This window comes from Planctomycetia bacterium (assembly GCA_021413845.1).
GTDB lineage: Bacteria > Planctomycetota > Planctomycetia > Pirellulales > PNKZ01 > PNKZ01.
Genome location: JAIOPP010000096.1, coordinates 13,198 through 28,661, shown reverse-complemented (window position 1 = coordinate 28,661; position 15,464 = coordinate 13,198). Strand labels below are relative to the sequence as shown.

Genomic DNA, 15,464 nt, shown 5'->3' with positions numbered 1-15,464 from the left:
GTGTATCCCTTAAACGTGTGAGCGGAGACCGAGATTACGGTCTTCGGCGGCCAACACGAATTCATCTTTGCGAGCGGAGTTGTCGGTGTGCAACGGCGCGAGAATGCCGGCGGCGATCCATGCCAGGAGCGATAAGCCCCACATGGCTGCGGTAAGCCCTAAGACGCCGAGCTTTGCTTTCAACGGAGCTTCATATTCGACGAAGCAAGCTACGGCGACCAAGTTCACGAGCCCAAGCGGCAGCATCACCTTCCAGGCGAGCGACATGAGCTGATCGAAGCGAAAGCGAGGCCAGCTCCAGCGGATCATCATGAAGAACACGATGACGCCGAAGATCTTCACGTTCAACACGACGATCCGTGCGATCGCTTGGAACCAAGTGACTTCGTTCGTGCTGCCTGTGATGCCCCAGAGATGCCAGCCGCCGAGAAACAAGATCACGATCAAGAACGAAGCGGTGATCATGTGCAGGAATTCGGCGATCAGGTACACGATCAGCCGCATGCCGGAATACTCGGTATGGTAGCCGCCGACGAGTTCTTGCTCGGCTTCCGGCAAATCGAACGGCAATCGGGCCGCTTCGGCGAACGAAGCGACGACGAAGATCACGAAGCCCAGCGGCTGTGCGAACGCGTTCCACATGCCGCTCGAAGCTTGCGAGCCGATGACGTCTTCGAGCCGCAGCGAACCGGAGAGCAGCACGACGCCGATGATCGAGAGCCCCATCGGAAGCTCATAGGCGATGAGCTGCGCGCTGGATCGCAAGCCGCCGAGGAGACTGTATTTGCTGTTGCTGGCCCAGCCACCGAGGATCACGCCGTATACGGCGATGCTCGACAGCGCGAAGATGTAGATCATGCCGACATCGATACCCGGTGCGGCGATGAGCTCGATCTGATGATCGACCCCCGGAATCGCTCCCTTCGGCAACACGCTGCCGAACGGGATGCAGGCATACACGGCTAGCGCCGCGCTGAGAATCGAGATCGGCGCGAGCGTGAAGAGGATCTTGTCGACGTGGCGCGGCGTGTGTTCTTCCTTGAAGATGAACTTCAAGCCGTCGGCCAATGGCTGCCCGAGTCCGAAAAGCTTGATCTTCGTAAACGGGATGCCGACGCGATTCGGCCCCTTGCGGTCTTGCACCCACGCGGCGATCCAGCGCTCGAGCAAGACGAAGTACGCCGCGGCGGTCATGAGCCCGCCCATGAGCAGCGCGATCTTGATGAGAGCTTCGATGGAAATGGCGAGCATGTTATCAGTTCGGTGTTCTAAGGTTAGCCGCAGGACTTCATGCCCCGCGGAATTTCTTGCTTCTAGGACGGGGCATGCCCCGCGACTTGCTAAACGGGTTGCGCCGCCACCTCGCCGTTTGCGGCGATCATGTTCACGGTCAGATCGAGGCCCGTCGACGGCACCTCGTTGAGCGCCAGATGGAACGCCGGAATCTCTTGGGCCAACTCGGTGAGTACCTTGCGACCGTTGAACAGGCCCGGACGGTCGAGCAGACGATGAAGCAATTGCCCTTCGACCCACGCGCCGACCGGCGGGCGAATGGCCCACTTGGCCGATTGCAAACGACCCGCGAAGTTGACGTAGGAGCCGTCCCGTTCGGCGAAAGCCCCGCCCGGTAACTGGTACGTGGCGAGGTCCCACAGCGGCGAGGCGAACATGTCTTGCACGACGAGGAGGTCGAGCTTCGCGAACTTGGCGGCGACGTCAGCGTCGTTCCAACCCTTCAGGCGATAACCGCCGGAGACCCACGCCCCGCGGACGGCGCCTTTGGCGATCTCGGCCGTCAGGTCGTCGAAGTTCATCGTTCGGCCGCCGAAGTGCGAGAGCAGCATCTTGATGCCGCGCCGATTCGGAGCCTTTTCGGCATGGATCGTGAAGCCGCCGGGGTACGTTTCATCCGACCCGACGACCTGCACCGGCCCGAGCGCCAGGATCGCATTGGGATCGAGCCCACGGATGAACTTAATCAGCAGGTACGCTTCTTCGAGCGTCAGGTGCGGCGAAATGACGGCGGCCAACGGGCCCACCGATTTCAGCTTCGCCTTCAACTCCGTGGTGACGGTGCTCCACTCGATGATGACGTGCTTGGGCCCCTCTTTCCGTTTCGGGCCGACGAGACGGTCTTCGGCGTGAACGTGGTGATAGCCGTAGCGACCTTCGTCGCAGAGCCACCATTTGTTCACTTCCATGTTCTCGCGCGGGCGAAGCCGGTAGATGTGATCTTGGTTTTCGTCGATGTGCAAGTTGCAGCCGCCCGAGCAGTTCGTGCAGATGCCGTCGTGCGACTTCATGAACCAAACACGCTGTTGGTACATGAAGTCCTTGTCGCCGAGCGCTCCGACCGGGCAAAGGTCGACGACGTTGCCCGACATTTTATTGTCGAGCGGATAGCCGGGAAACACATCGATTTCTTCGTGGCTGCCACGATTGATGACCATCAACTCGCTGGTGCCGGTGATCTCGCGCGTGAATCGGACGCAGCGAGTACACATCACGCAGCGATCGACGAACAAGGAGACCGTGTCTCCCATGTCCCGTTTCTTGCTGTGAAACGGACGGATGTCGGCGCGGCGCTCGTCTTGGCCGTGTGCGAAGTGGTAGTCTTGCAACCGACATTCGCCCGCCTTATCGCAGATCGGGCAGTCGATCGGATGGTCGATCAGCAAAGCTTCTTCGACTTGAGCGCGGCATTGTTCCACCTTGGCGCTGTTCGTGATGAAGACGGTTCCGTCTTTCGCCGGCGTTTGGCAAGCCGGAACGACCTTCGGCAGCATGTCGATCTTGCCCGTTTGCGGGTTCTTCGTCCCCTGCTCGACCAAGCACATGCGGCAACTCGCAACGACCGACAGGCCCGGATGCCAGCAGTAGTGCGGCACTTCGATGCCGGCGCGCTCGGCGGCTTGAATGCCGTTGAGGCGTTCGTTGTCACCGACCGTTACTTCAATTCCGTCAACTAAGACGATGCCCATAAATCAAACTCAAAAGTCAGAATGCAAAATGCAAAAGTTCGGAAGAAGAATGCCTACATAGTCGTTCGTTTATTCTTTCGACCTTCGCTTTGCTGTTTTCGTCGATGCGACCAAAATCGCGATCAATTCCATAGATTCTTCCAAAAGCGGCGCGAGCCTTTTGATGGGTACCAACTCCGCTTCGATCAATAACTCCAGCCAATATCGAGTTTCTTCCAACTCCTGCAAACTCGATTGAATCTTACTGATGAACTCCACTGTCGATCGCGCTCGCATCGCTTCGCGATACTGAGCACCTACGGAAGTTCCACTTCGTAATATTTGTTTTCCGAGTATCTGGGCCGCGCCGTCGTTTTTGGGGAGCGATGAATACAGTCGAATGACTCGGATCGCAAATTGCTTTGTTCTCTCGGCAAGGTCTCGTTTCTTGTTTGATTCAACGTCTCCGCCGTTTTGCATTTTGCATTTTCACTTCTGACTTCTCTCAGTGGTGCGCCAAGATCGGCAACGCCATCACCGGATCCTTGACCATGTAACCCGTCGGGTTCGTGCGTTTGATGTAGTCCTCGAATTCGCTGCGGAACTTGCGGATCGCGTTCTTGATCGGCCAGGCTGCGCCGTCCGAAAGGCCGCAGATCGTCGTGCCGGGAATGATGCCGATCGAGTCGCCGATCTCGAGCAGCAGGTCGAGATCGCGGAGGCGACCTTTGCCGGCCTTGATGCGGTCGAGCATCGTGAGCGACCAGTGAGTTCCTTCACGACAGGGAGTGCATTGCCCGCAGCTTTCGTGTGCGAAGAAGCGACAACTGTTGTGCAGGAAGTCGACCATGCTCACCGTCTCGTCCATCACGACGACGGCTGCCGTGCCGAGCCCCAAGCACCCGACCTTGCCCGGCCCTGCAAAATCGAGCGGCGTGTCGAACTCCGCTTCGGTGAACAAGCCCATGCTGATGCCGCCGGGGATCGCCGCCTTAGCTTTGCGCCCTTTCCAAATCCCTTCGCCGTACTCATCGATGAGTTGCCGAAGCGTGATCCCGAGCGGAGCTTCGTAACAGCCCGGCTTGTTGACGTGGCCGCTGAGGCAATAAAGCTTCGGGCCGTAGCTGCCCGGATCGCGCGGGTTCTTAGGGTCGGCAGGTACGCCGATCGATTTAAACCAATCGGCACCCCGATCGACGATCTGCGTCACGCAGGCCGCGGTCTCGATGTTGTTCACGACGGTCGGCTTGCGGAACACTCCTTCAATCGCAGGGAACGGCGGCTTGATGCGCGGCCAAGCCCGCTTTCCTTCCAGGCTCTCGATCAGGCCGGTTTCTTCACCGCAGATATAAGCAGCAGCGCCGACATGAATGAAGATATCGAGCGAGAAGGCCGAGCCGAGAATGTTTTTTCCGAGCAAGCCCGAGGCGTAGCATTCGTCGATTGCCGACTGTAGCCGGCGTCGCGACAACGGATACTCGACTCGAATATAGAGGTACGCCGTAGTCGCTTTCGTCGCATAGCAACTCAAGATGATCCCTTCGATCACCTGATGCGGATCAAGCTCCATCAAGTAGCGATTATTGAATGTGCCCGGCTCGCTTTCGTCGGCGTTGATGCACATATAGATCGGGCCGGGATGGTTCTTCGGCAAGAACGTCCATTTCAAGCCCGTCGGGAAACCCGCTCCGCCACGACCCCGCAAGCCGCTCGTCTTGACGACGTCGATCACTTGGTCGGTCGTCATCTCCTTGAGCGCTTTGCGAAGCGCGCGATAGCCGCCGTTCGCCTCGTACACTTTAAGCGTGTGCGAGTCGGGCTTGTTGATATTGGCGAGGAGGACGGGTTCGAATTTTGCCATGATGTTCCGGGCCGCGAAGTTTTATGTCTCTCTCGTTGCATCCGAGTCGGGAGCAACTATTTCGCACTCGATGTTTGCGAGGCGATAAAAGCATCGGCCTTTTCGTTCGTTAAATCTTTCACCAGTTCTTCGCCGGCAAGCATGCAAGGGGCATACTCGCATGCGCCGAGGCATTCGGCGAACTCGATGGTGAGCTTGCCGTCGGGCGTCGTGCCGCCGGGGGCGACGCCGGCCTTGTGGCACATGTGTTCGATCAGATCGTCGGCACCCCGGAGCGCACAAGCGATCGAGCGGCAGACCCAGGCCCGCGTTTCACCGTGCGGCTTGTCTTGTTTGAAGTAGCCGTAGAAGCTGAGCGTGTCTTGCACTTGCGCCGGCGCGAGCCCGAGGATTTCGGCGACTTCGATTACCGCTTGAAACGGGACGTAGCGCAACCGATCGTTGACGATGTGCAACGCCGGGAGCGTGACCGCTTGCTTCGACGGATAGCGCGGAATGAACGCCTTGATCTCGGCGACCATTTCGTCGGTAAGGATGCGTGGTGTTGCGATCATGACACTTGCTTTCGACGTTATCGATCCAGTTCCGCGGCGATGATATTCAAGCTTCCCAACACGGCGACCACATCCGACAGCGTATGTCCGCGAATCAGATACGGGAACAAGGCGAAGTGGATGTACGACGGCGGCCGGCAGCGGGCTCGATAGGCGACGTCGTTACCGTTGCCGACGAGATAGAAACCGAGCTCGCCGTTAGGGCTTTCAATCGCGGAATACGACTCTTCGAACGGCGTCTCGAAGCCGCGGTTCGCCATGGCGAGTTCGAAGTGCGAAATCGTCCCTTCGATGGTCGAGTAGACCATTCGCTTGTTCGGGATCGTGGTGCGCTGATCGATGCCGACGTTGATCGGTCCGGCCGGAATGTTTTCGACCGCTTGCGTAATGATCGCGAGGCTTTGCTTCATCTCTTCTTGGCGAACCAAGTAGCGCGCGAAGCAGTCGCCGGTCTTCGAGCACGGCACGATGAAATCGAAATCGGAATACGCTAGATAAGGCTCGTCTTTGCGCAAATCGCGCGACACGCCCGAGGCTCGGGCAAGCGGACCGGTCACGCTGCGGCTGAGCGCTTCTTCCTTCGAAAGAACACCGACCCCTTTCGTGCGATCGATGAAGATTCGGTTGCGATTCAGCAGCCGCTCCATGTCGTCGAGCACTTTGGGGAAAGTCTTGATGAAGCGGCGAATCTTCTCGATCACGAGCGGCGTGATGTCTTGCGAAAGGCCGCCGGTGCGCGTGTAGCTGTTCGTGAAACGGGCGCCGCAGAGCGTCTCGAAGATGTCGTAGATGTCTTCCCGCTTATTGAAAGCGTAGAGGAAGAACGTGAACGCTCCGGCATCGAGGCCGACCGCGCCGTTGCAGAGCAAGTGGTCGCTGATGCGGGCCAGTTCGGAGATGATCGTCCGAATGTATTTGCAGCGCGGAGTGAGCTCGATGCCGAGCAGCTTTTCGACTGCGCCATGCCAGGCCACATTGTTCGCCATCGGCGAAATGTAGTTCATCCGGTCGGTGACGGTGACATACTGATTATAGTCGAGGCTTTCGCCGAGCTTCTCGAACCCGGAATGCAGATAGCCGATGTCGGGCATCGCATCGACTACGCGTTCGCCGTCGAGCTTCATCACGATGCGCAGCGTCGTATGCGTAGCCGGATGCTGTGGGCCGAAATTCAGCGTCCACAGATAATCCTGCTGCTCGTCGTGTGCGATGTCGAGCTTGCGTGTCGAAGCGGGTGCCGAGCCCATAACCATTAAGCCTGATTTCGCGTGAGCACGGGAAAGTTGTGACGTTCGCCGCGACCTTGCAGCGGGTAATCTTTTCGCAACGGAAACGCGGTGAACTCGTCGGGGCAAAGGATGCGGCGATGATCGGGATGACCATCGAACGTGATGCCGAACATGTCCCACACTTCGCGCTCGAGCCAGTTGGCCCCTTCCCACCAGCCGGTCGCGGAGACGACGGTCGGGTCCGGCTCGTTCACGAACACACGGAGCGTGATCCGCTCGTTCGTGGTCGTCGAAGTGAGCAGGTACACGAGTCCGAAGCGATCGGTGGCATCGCGGTAGGCGAGGTAATCGACGCACGTCACATCGACCAGTTGGTCGAAGCCGCGACCGTTGCGCAAGGTCGTAAATACGTCGGCGAGTTTCTCTTTGGGAACGACTACGCGCGTCTGCCCGCGAAACTCGCTTTGCTGGACGGCGCCGAGTGCGGTTTCCAAGGCTTTCAAAGTTTCTGCGCCGGCAACGGACATGAATCAACCTCCTCGATTCGACTTCGCAACTTCTTCAGCGACGGTTCAGGCCCTAACGCATCAAGCCGGCCACGATGCCCGGAAGCCCTTCGCCCGGAGGGCCGAGGTTGGGGCTCTCGCCGCGTGAGATAATCGGCAATTCGATCAAGGCTCGCTTCCGTTGTTGGCGGGCGTCGGTGTTGAATTCCTTGCCCGACATCGTTCCTTCGCGCTGGATCTTGTCTTGCAGGTCGATGATGGCCTGAATGAGTTGTTCCGGACGAGGCGGACAGCCGGGAACGTACATATCGACGGGGATAAAGCGATCGATCCCCTGCACGACGGAGTAGGTGTCGAACACTCCGCCGGTGCTGGCGCAAGCCCCCATCGAAATGCACCACTTGGGTTCGTTCATTTGCTGCCAGATGCGCTGCAAGACCGGGAGCATCTTCATGACCACGCGCCCCGCGACGATCATGAGATCGCACTGGCGTGGGCTGAAGCGAAACACTTCGGCGCCGAAGCGCGCGATATCGTGCTTGCTCGCACCGGTAGCCATGAGCTCGATGCCGCAGCAAGCGGTCGCAAACGGCATCGGCCAGAGGCTGTTCTTGCGGCACCAACTTGCCAACTCGTCGAGCTTGCTGATGACGACGTTTTCAGGCAACTCTATCGCCATCGAAACACCCCTTTGCGCAACGCGTACACAAATCCCACGGCGAACAGCGCGATGAAGAACATCATCACACCGAAAACGATTCCGCGATCGGCAACCATTCCTTGCGCGACGGCCGCATCGATGCCTCGCGCCGGCTGGCCTTCGGCGGCGCGCCTCGCGGCCACGGCCCAAGGATACATGAACAGCACTTCGACGTCGAAAACGAGGAAGGCGATCGCAACCAAATGGAAGCGGATATCGAATCGACGACGCGTGTCGTGAATCGGATCCATGCCGCTCTCATACGGCATCTCTTTCACGGCGGTATTGCGCGAGGGGCCGAAGATGCGCCCCATCAACAGCATCGCCGTCGCTTGCGCGGTAGCGATAATGAGGAACAGGAAAATCGGGATCGTGAGTCCGATCGTTTGCATAACGGCAACCCGATTAACAGCTTATGGCGATACTCAACACGACGACTCCGACCGCAGCAAGCGACTTTGTGAATCGTTTCACGAACGCCGGCGAAAAATAAACCCGAGCCATCCGGTCGAGTAAGTCGCAATGGTAAGGCTAGCGTCGTAAGTGGTCAAGACAATCGACGGAGTCAATCGCGAACTATTAGTAAGTCTTTCGACGCGACGGAAGTAGCTTGAAATTCAGGAGTTCGCGAAATGGCATCTTGTGACGAAGTATCAACAAGGTGCGGCATGATTCACGCCCTCAAACGAAGGGGCTCAAAGCGTGTCTACCGCTTTCGATCTTCGTGGATTCGGCTTGCTCAATGATGGTTGCAAACGGGGGCTCGCTAGCCGTTTTGCACGACGAATTCTTATCGCTTGGAAGCACATTACGGATCCAGTTACGAATCGGTTAGAATCTTCGCCACAACGCCGCTATGCTTTGTCGCCGATGCTCTGTGTCGGCCTTCTACGCCCCCGCTCCCGATCGTTACGAAGGACTTCCGCATGCCGATTGATCTCACGGCGACTCTGGCAGATCTCATCGCGATTCCTAGCGTCAACCCGATGGGGCTTCCGCTCGAAGGGCCTGAGTATCTCGAATACCGCGTAACCGAGTATCTCGAAAAGCTGTTCCAGCGATTGAACCTGCGCTACAAGCGGTATTTCGTCTCGGAGAAGCGTGAGAATATCCTGATCCGTGTCGACGGCGACCTCCCGCCGCCTGAGAAAGGGGGGCCGTTGGTGTTGCTCGAAGCGCACCAAGACACCGTGCCGGTCCAAGGCATGACGATCGACCCTTGGAAGCCGGAGATCAAGGATGGCCGGATCTACGGCCGCGGCTCCTGCGATATCAAAGGCGGGATGACGGCGATGATCGGCGCGATGGAGCGCCTAAATATTGAACGGCCCAAAGGGCGGCCGACGGTCGTATTGGCTTGCGTCGTGAACGAGGAATTCGGTTTTACCGGTGCCACGGCACTCACCAAACTTTGGACCGAGTCGAAGCACGACGAATTCGTCCCGAAGCGTCCGGATGTGTGCGTCGTTGCCGAGCCGACGAGCCTCGATGTCGTGGTGGCGCACAAAGGCACGATGCGCTGGCGGATCCACACGCATGGCCGCGCGGCGCATAGTTCGCAGCCGCACATGGGCGACAATGCGGTTTATAAAATGGCCCGCGTGTTGCTTGCTCTCGAAGAATACGCCAAGGAAGTTTGCCCGACGCTCGGGCGACATCCTCTCTGCGGGCAGCCGACGTTGAGCGTCGGTATCATTCGCGGCGGCATCAGTTGCAACACGGTGCCCGACAAAGCGACGATCGAGCTTTGTCGCCGCGTGATTCCCGGCGAAACCCCCGCCGCTGCGCAGAAGCACATTCTCGACTGGCTCGCCAAGCGTCCCGAGATCGTAGCGCTCGGCTCGTCGATCGAACACGAGACCCCGTTCAATGCGAGTCTGCCGATGCCGGACGATAAGAACGCCGCGCTGGCCGAGCGGTTGTCCGAAGTTTCGCGGGCTCGTTCGGGCAGAGGTGCGAAGATCGGCGTTGCCTTCGGCACCGATGGCTCGCGCATCGCCGCGGCCGACGTGCCGTCGGTCGTATTCGGGCCCGGCAGCATCGATCAGGCGCATACGTGCGACGAGTGGCTGCCGCTCGACGAACTAGCGCCGGCGAGCGAAATCCTCTACGATTTCGCTCGCACGTGGAGCGCCTAAGGCGGCTCCTGTTTTTAACCCGACGGGCAACGCTTCCGGACCACCGACAAGAGCTTAGAACACGTCCAGTTGGAAGTGGTGGCCTTGGTGGTAGCGGCGCGCTTGCGGGTATTCGTTCTGCCAAGCTTTGTTGTAGACCGGGATGCGCATTTCCGCCGGATACCGATAGTACAAGCTCTCGCTACTCTTGTAGTAATCGCTCGACCAATAGTTCTGCGGATAGTACACGTACGGGTAGTGGTAGAACTTGTTCCAGTCGGTCGATGGAGTGCTGTGGCCCCACTGGCGACCGTAGGCGCCGGCGTCCGCCGAGCTGGTCAGCGAGCCGACCAATCCGAGCGCAACCACGGCGAGCAAAAGCGTACGGCGAATCATCTGGTTTCCCCTGTGTTATCGATAACGCGCGGGCACGTTTTCGCGACGGAAGCTCTTCGGGCCGATCGCAAGCATTCGGGGCGATAGCATTCGGAGCCCGCGCGGTCTGCAGCGCTGGGTCTACCGTAGAGGATCGGCAACCGTTATTGCCGGTAATGAGCGAATGTTCGCTAGAGGCGGCACAACCGAACGCTTGCCGGCTGGAAAATCATGCGACTTTAACGACCCGGTAGCTTATGCGGCCGCGAACCCGCAAGCAGTGTAGCAACGCCGCTTGCGGTTTCGCGGTCGTACGAGTTCGCCGTCGCGAACTAGCTCGGCATCTTGCCTTCAGCCAGTTCCCGATCGAATTCGTCCATCAGCGGCCAATCGATAGCACAAGTACCGAAGTCGGCCATGTGGAGATACCCTTCGAGGCGGGCGATCGTCCGATCGAGCTGGGTATCGTCTTTACGGAAGATCGGGCCGTGGCTCGGCAACATCCATTCGACGTTCGAGGCTCTAATCCGGCGGAGCGACTGGACGAACGCTTTGATATCGCTGCCGTGATGGGCATCGATCACGCCGACGCAGCCGTCGCGGTAGATGTTGTCGCCGCAGAGGAGCAGGTTGCCGAGTCGAAACGAGAGTTGGCTGTCGGTATGGCCGGGGGTGTGCCAGACCTCCAGTTCGAGTGCGCCGACCTTGATCCGATCTCCTTCGACGACCGTATGCTCGACCTTCGGAATGACCGGCATCGGAATATGGATCTTCTGCGCCGAGATCTCCGAAAAAGTCTTGATCGGATCCCCTTGCACGAGCGTTTCGACGGCCAACGGATGGGCGGTCACCGTCGTGCGCAGGGCTTGTTTCAGACGCGCAAGCCCTTGTACGTGGTCGACGTCGGCATGCGTCGCGACGATCGTCTTGCAGGCCGACAGCGGGAAGTCGAGGCCGCGAATCAGGTCGACGATTTCGTCGACCGACTCATCGAAACCGATATCGATGAGGAGCCATTCGTTGCCATCGTAAATCAAATAGACGTTGCAGCCGAAGCGCTCGCCGGCTTGATAGTTGATCTCGATGACGCCGGGAAAGATCGGCTTCCGTTCGCGCAAGCCCATGATATACACCGCAGGAGAGATTCGTGGCTGCCGACGAACGGGAGCGACGGTCGACGATCTCGTCGCAAGCTCGTCCCCGGCCGCTTCGGCTAAACGGCAAATTGTAAAACCACGCCGGCAAAACGGCTAGGGGCCCGCGGAAGCGCGTCGCGCGGTGACTCGCGGTCGCCGTAGAGCTCGAGAACGGGCTCCATTCCGGTCAGGGGGCCAACTTCAACCGGTAAATCGATGCGCCGAGCCCTGAAGCGTAGAGGTAGTCGTGCTTGGCGTCCCAACCGAAGTAATTAAACGATCCATTGGCGGTGATCTTTTTTCTCATGCCGTCGGGCGGGGAAAATGTCGGCGCGACCTCTCGCCATGTCTTGCCGCCATCGCGAGAGATGGAAAAGGCCCGCTCCGAAACGACCAGCATCTGCCGGTCGTCCTCGCCGAAGTAAGGGCCGAAGAGGGGCATTTCCGGGCCCTTCCCCGTCAGCGTCCAGTCGGTACCGTTTTCGGAAACGACGACTCCTTCGTTGGCGAGCCAATACGTTTTCTTTCCGAAGTGCACGGGTCGCCGTCCAACGATGTGAAATTTCGCAACGCCGGTCCAAGTTCGACCCGCGTCCTTGCTCATGGCGATCCCTCCTTGATCGATGTGGGAGCGAAGTAGGGTTTCGGAGTCGGCGAGCCCGTAGTAGAGGCCGAGCGCGTGGCGGTTGTCTTGGGCGTTTTCGCTCTCTTTGTAGATCTGTCGCCAACTCTTTCCGCCATCGATACTCAGCACGGTATAGTAGGGCTCATGCAGTAAACCGAATATCGTTTGCGGATCGCGCTCGCTCCAATCCATGTCGGCATATTCGAGCATCCGAAGCAGTTTGCCGAAGGGGCGCCAAGCGGCGCCGCCGTCGAGTGTGATACCGCCGGTTCCATCGATACAAAAAAACGCCAGCCTGCCGTCGTAGGGATAGGCCATCGAGAAACTGAAGCCGGTCTCGCACCGACCGGTGATACCGCTTCCGCCGGCATCGCTCTTGGAACCCACGGTCCATGTGGCGCCCTGGTCCTTGCTCGTACAAATTCCGTTGCCGTCTCCGGTGACGATGAAGATCTGGCCGGTCGGGGCCACGGCCATGCCCAAGCACCGCCGCAGGTGGTTCGGCGTTTTGTCCTGCACTCCGATTCGTTTGAAGAACTCGTCGGAGATGTTTTCCCAACGCGCAGTCTCATCGACTTTCGTCGGGATCTCGGCGGACCATGCGGTACGCAGCGTCACGAGCGCCACGCAGAACGCGAATGCCGAAAGGAAATGCCGAAGAAATTTTATCGTCATTAGAAATGTTTCCATGGCAAAGGACGCGAGAATAAACCTGAGTCGCTCAACGCGCCCCCTGCTTCCTTCATTGGCTTTTGAAGAAACGAATTTAAAACACGAGACGCGCTTTTGATCAATTCTTTCGTTGTCCCTGCAACCTTTACTACGCTTGTTGAAATGGCCATCGCCCTTCCTCATTCGGTCGATTGTTTGAAATCAAGGTGACGATCTTACGCTTCCTTCGCCCCCGGCTTGCCATGTTCGACGACGAACGTCTTTCGAGTCACGAGCGGCGCATCGGGCTTCGTCACGAACGGCAGCGTGCGGTAATGCGTCTTCCATTCTTTCGCCGAAACGTCGCACGACACGTAGCCCCGCTCGGCATTGTAGAATTTGACGAACGGGTTCTCCGAAAGCGTCGTGGAACTGTTTTTGTTGGCTTCTTGCCCGTCGCCGCCGGAGCTGAGCGAAGTGCCGACGAACTCCGTCGCGACGATCGGCGACTTCGGATCGGCCGAATCGACTTGTAGGTCGTTGGCCCAGTTCGAGTGAATGTCGCCGGCAACGACGATCGGATTCAACGCGGGGTTTTCAGCGAAGAATTTCAGTACCCGTTGGCGATTGGCTTCGTAGCCGGGCCATTGATCCATGCTGTACGCTTCGAGCATGCCCGGCATCCGGTCGACGCGGGCCATCATCACTTGCTGGGTCAGCACATTCCATTTCGCCAGCGACTTCTTCAACGCTTTATAAAGCCAAGCCTCTTGGCGCTCGCCGAGCATCGTGCCCCGTTTCGAGTAAACCTCGGGACACGGGAGCTTGTTGCCGTCGCCGCACGGCTGGTCGGTGCGATACTGACGGGTGTCGAGAATCTGGAAGTCGGCCAAGCCGCCGAACGGGACTTCTCGGTAGAGCCGCATCGACGGCCCTTGCGGCACTTGCGCGACGCGAAGCGGCATGTGTTCGTAGTAGGCGCGATAAGCGTTCACGCGACGCCGCGTGTAGACCTCGGGCGTTTCGTCGAACTTCTCGGAGATCAGGCCTGCGCAGTTGTTCGCGAATTCATGATCGTCCCAAGTGACGAGCCACGGACACTTCGCATGCGCCGCTTGGAGATGTTCGTCGGTCTTGTATTGTGCGTGGCGGTTGCGATAGTCGACGAGCAAGTCGAGCACCGGCCCGACATGCTTTCGCACTTGCTTTTCTTTGCCCGCGTATTCGTAGATGTAATCGCCGAGATGCGCGATGAAGTCGAGGTCTTCCGCCGCCATGTGCTTGTAGGCGGTGAATAGCCCTTGCTCGAAGTGTTGGCACGATGCGAAAGCGAAACGAAGGCGATCGGGAATCGAGTCGAGCTTCGGTGCCGTTCGGCTTCGGCCGACCGGGCTCGTTTCGCCCGAGGCCGAGAATTGATAGAAGTACCACCGCGCGGGCTCTAAGCCCACCACCTCGACATGTACCGAGTGAGCGAGGTCGGGTGTGGCGATCGCGGTTCCCTTCGCGACGACTTGCGTCATCTTTTCATCCGTGGCGACCTGATAGCGAACTTCGACGTTCTCCTCCGGCATGCCGCCCCCTGCGAGCGGCTTCGGTGCCAGTCGAGTCCAGATCACGAAGCCGTCGGGGAGCGGATCTCCGGACGCCACGCCGAGCGTGAACGGATAGTCGCCGGTCGCGACGAACTTCTTCGCAAGCGCGGAAGCCGGCACGCCGAGCAGCGGCCAGAAGCTCACGGCAGCACCGGCCTTCAACACGGCTCGACGACTCCATGCACGGCCCGGCACATCGATCCGCAAAGCACACATAGGAGTGAAGCCTAAGGGAGTGGGCGGGAAAAACGAAAACGGATCGCGGCGCGCAGGTCGTGCGGGATCCGGATCGATTCGTCAGTCTAGCCGCTCGGTGCCATGAAGCCAGATGCCGCAACGAGCGCAGGCGTTTTCCGTCGCTATCGAAGCGCCGTCGGTTCGGCGGTAGGGATCTTTATCGCAATCCCATGTTTTCGAGCTCGCTCAGAATGAGTTTTTCGATTTCCTTAGCCTTGGCCTTATCCCCTTCAGCTTGGATTTCGGCCATTGCGTCTGCGATCCCCTTCTTGTCCTTCTTGAAGCGCGCGATCGCAATCGCCGTGAGCGCTTGGGCGATCATTCTGGCATCGATGCCGAGGATCTTGGCGAGCTTCTTGCCTCGCTTCACGCAGTCGGCCTTGGCGAGTTCTTCGTTTTGAAGGTCGCACCAAGTGTCGCACGACGTCGAAGCCATGAACGTCGGTCGTAGGTTTTGCGAGAAGAGTTGCTGGACCTCGGAGGTGACCTTCGCAATTTCGGCCGAGAGCTTCTTCGGATCCGCGGCCACCGCAGCGCAAGCGCGCATCATCGAAGCCGAAACGTTGACGAATCGGGGAAGATTCGTGTTCTTCACGTATGTCTCGTAGAGATACGTCGGGTCGCGTTTTTTATCGTTGAGATACATAAACTGTTCGTCGCTCTTCGCTGCCTTCAGCGCTTTGCTCAAGGCGTTGAGCAACTGTTGATCCCGTTGGATGTCCGAAAACGCCATGTTGACGACCTCGGTGCACCATTGGCTTTTCGTTTTGAGTGCGAGCGGCATCGTTGAAATACCTTAGCGGGATAATCCGAGATGAACGGAACCGACAATCTTAGAAAACCGAATCGGCGCAAATTCTAACAACCGGGCGCGCGTATTCCCTAGATCGACCTGGGGATTGGCTCGGTAACCCTTTC

General features: G+C 58.7%; 14 protein-coding genes and 1 pseudogene. 1 reads left to right on the top strand and 14 read right to left on the bottom strand.

The annotated features are described in order from the left end of the window. Positions 1-9: 9 nt before the first annotated feature. The 9 genes and pseudogenes from nuoH to K8U03_18000 form a co-directional block, all read right to left on the bottom strand. Complete coding sequence (nuoH, locus tag K8U03_18040; GenBank protein MCE9606791.1) at positions 10-1,251, bottom strand: NADH-quinone oxidoreductase subunit NuoH; 1,242 nt, start codon at positions 1,249-1,251, stop codon at positions 10-12. An 89-nt stretch (positions 1,252-1,340) separates the two neighbouring features. Next, positions 1,341-2,981 (bottom strand): (2Fe-2S)-binding protein, encoded by a 1,641-nt coding sequence (locus K8U03_18035; GenBank protein MCE9606790.1) that lies wholly within the window; start codon positions 2,979-2,981, stop codon positions 1,341-1,343. Positions 2,982-3,050: 69 nt separating this feature from the next. After that, positions 3,051-3,440 carry a four helix bundle protein gene (locus K8U03_18030; GenBank protein ID MCE9606789.1) on the bottom strand — a complete coding sequence of 130 codons (390 nt, stop codon included), beginning with the start codon at positions 3,438-3,440 and terminating at the stop codon, positions 3,051-3,053. A gap of 25 nt (positions 3,441-3,465) precedes the next feature. Then, entirely contained in the window at positions 3,466-4,821 is a 1,356-nt protein-coding gene (gene nuoF, locus K8U03_18025; GenBank protein ID MCE9606788.1) for an NADH-quinone oxidoreductase subunit NuoF, read from the bottom strand. Positions 4,822-4,877: 56 nt separating this feature from the next. After that, on the bottom strand, positions 4,878-5,375 hold the full coding sequence (locus K8U03_18020; protein MCE9606787.1) for an NAD(P)H-dependent oxidoreductase subunit E: 498 nt from the start codon (positions 5,373-5,375) through the stop codon (positions 4,878-4,880). A gap of 17 nt (positions 5,376-5,392) precedes the next feature. Continuing rightward, a complete protein-coding gene (locus K8U03_18015) occupies positions 5,393-6,622 on the bottom strand; it encodes an NADH-quinone oxidoreductase subunit D (protein MCE9606786.1) in 1,230 nt (409 codons plus the stop codon). A 5-nt stretch (positions 6,623-6,627) separates the two neighbouring features. Then, a complete protein-coding gene (locus tag K8U03_18010; protein MCE9606785.1) occupies positions 6,628-7,131 on the bottom strand; it encodes an NADH-quinone oxidoreductase subunit C in 504 nt (167 codons plus the stop codon). A gap of 184 nt (positions 7,132-7,315) precedes the next feature. Continuing rightward, positions 7,316-7,789, bottom strand: a pseudogene (gene nuoB, locus K8U03_18005) (NADH-quinone oxidoreductase subunit NuoB). Next, the gene (locus tag K8U03_18000; GenBank protein MCE9606784.1) at positions 7,780-8,202 is read right to left on the bottom strand and encodes an NADH-quinone oxidoreductase subunit A; all 423 of its coding nucleotides are present in this window, start codon (positions 8,200-8,202) and stop codon (positions 7,780-7,782) included. The pseudogene nuoB and the gene K8U03_18000 overlap by 10 nt, the downstream one beginning before the upstream one ends. 534 nt (positions 8,203-8,736) lie before the next feature. Here K8U03_18000 and K8U03_17995 point away from each other — a divergent pair. Continuing rightward, positions 8,737-9,948, top strand: coding sequence for a M20 family metallopeptidase (locus K8U03_17995; GenBank protein ID MCE9606783.1), 1,212 nt, complete (start codon positions 8,737-8,739; stop codon positions 9,946-9,948). A gap of 54 nt (positions 9,949-10,002) precedes the next feature. Here the strand turns inward: K8U03_17995 and K8U03_17990 are convergent, their stop codons facing one another. The 5 genes from K8U03_17990 to K8U03_17970 all read right to left on the bottom strand — a co-directional run bounded on the left by K8U03_17990 (position 10,003) and on the right by K8U03_17970 (position 15,330). Beyond that, positions 10,003-10,323, bottom strand: a complete 321-nt coding sequence (locus K8U03_17990; GenBank protein ID MCE9606782.1) for a calmodulin-binding protein — start codon at positions 10,321-10,323, stop codon at positions 10,003-10,005. Between the two features lie 311 nt (positions 10,324-10,634). Beyond that, positions 10,635-11,420 (bottom strand): MBL fold metallo-hydrolase, encoded by a 786-nt coding sequence (locus tag K8U03_17985; protein MCE9606781.1) that lies wholly within the window; start codon positions 11,418-11,420, stop codon positions 10,635-10,637. A gap of 205 nt (positions 11,421-11,625) precedes the next feature. Beyond that, on the bottom strand, positions 11,626-12,918 hold the full coding sequence (locus K8U03_17980) for a hypothetical protein (GenBank protein ID MCE9606780.1): 1,293 nt from the start codon (positions 12,916-12,918) through the stop codon (positions 11,626-11,628). Positions 12,919-12,950: 32 nt separating this feature from the next. Continuing rightward, positions 12,951-14,525: an alkaline phosphatase D family protein gene (locus tag K8U03_17975; GenBank protein ID MCE9606779.1), complete on the bottom strand. Its 1,575-nt coding sequence runs from the start codon at positions 14,523-14,525 to the stop codon at positions 12,951-12,953. A gap of 178 nt (positions 14,526-14,703) precedes the next feature. Further along, on the bottom strand, positions 14,704-15,330 hold the full coding sequence (locus tag K8U03_17970; protein MCE9606778.1) for a hypothetical protein: 627 nt from the start codon (positions 15,328-15,330) through the stop codon (positions 14,704-14,706). Between the last annotated feature and the right edge of the window lie 134 nt (positions 15,331-15,464).

What these genes read in the sequence shown, in the direction of transcription:
- nuoH (MCE9606791.1), bottom strand. Translation starts at nt 1,251, where the DNA reads ATGCTCGCCATTTCCATCGAAGCTCTCATCAAGATCGCGCTGCTCATG.
- K8U03_18035 (MCE9606790.1), bottom strand. Translation starts at nt 2,981, where the DNA reads ATGGGCATCGTCTTAGTTGACGGAATTGAAGTAACGGTCGGTGACAAC.
- K8U03_18030 (MCE9606789.1), bottom strand. Translation starts at nt 3,440, where the DNA reads ATGCAAAACGGCGGAGACGTTGAATCAAACAAGAAACGAGACCTTGCC.
- nuoF (MCE9606788.1), bottom strand. Translation starts at nt 4,821, where the DNA reads ATGGCAAAATTCGAACCCGTCCTCCTCGCCAATATCAACAAGCCCGAC.
- K8U03_18020 (MCE9606787.1), bottom strand. Translation starts at nt 5,375, where the DNA reads ATGATCGCAACACCACGCATCCTTACCGACGAAATGGTCGCCGAGATC.
- K8U03_18015 (MCE9606786.1), bottom strand. Translation starts at nt 6,622, where the DNA reads ATGGGCTCGGCACCCGCTTCGACACGCAAGCTCGACATCGCACACGAC.
- K8U03_18010 (MCE9606785.1), bottom strand. Translation starts at nt 7,131, where the DNA reads ATGTCCGTTGCCGGCGCAGAAACTTTGAAAGCCTTGGAAACCGCACTC.
- K8U03_18000 (MCE9606784.1), bottom strand. Translation starts at nt 8,202, where the DNA reads ATGCAAACGATCGGACTCACGATCCCGATTTTCCTGTTCCTCATTATC.
- K8U03_17995 (MCE9606783.1), top strand. Translation starts at nt 8,737, where the DNA reads ATGCCGATTGATCTCACGGCGACTCTGGCAGATCTCATCGCGATTCCT.
- K8U03_17990 (MCE9606782.1), bottom strand. Translation starts at nt 10,323, where the DNA reads ATGATTCGCCGTACGCTTTTGCTCGCCGTGGTTGCGCTCGGATTGGTC.
- K8U03_17980 (MCE9606780.1), bottom strand. Translation starts at nt 12,918, where the DNA reads ATGAGGAAGGGCGATGGCCATTTCAACAAGCGTAGTAAAGGTTGCAGG.
- K8U03_17975 (MCE9606779.1), bottom strand. Translation starts at nt 14,525, where the DNA reads ATGTGTGCTTTGCGGATCGATGTGCCGGGCCGTGCATGGAGTCGTCGA.
- K8U03_17970 (MCE9606778.1), bottom strand. Translation starts at nt 15,330, where the DNA reads ATGCCGCTCGCACTCAAAACGAAAAGCCAATGGTGCACCGAGGTCGTC.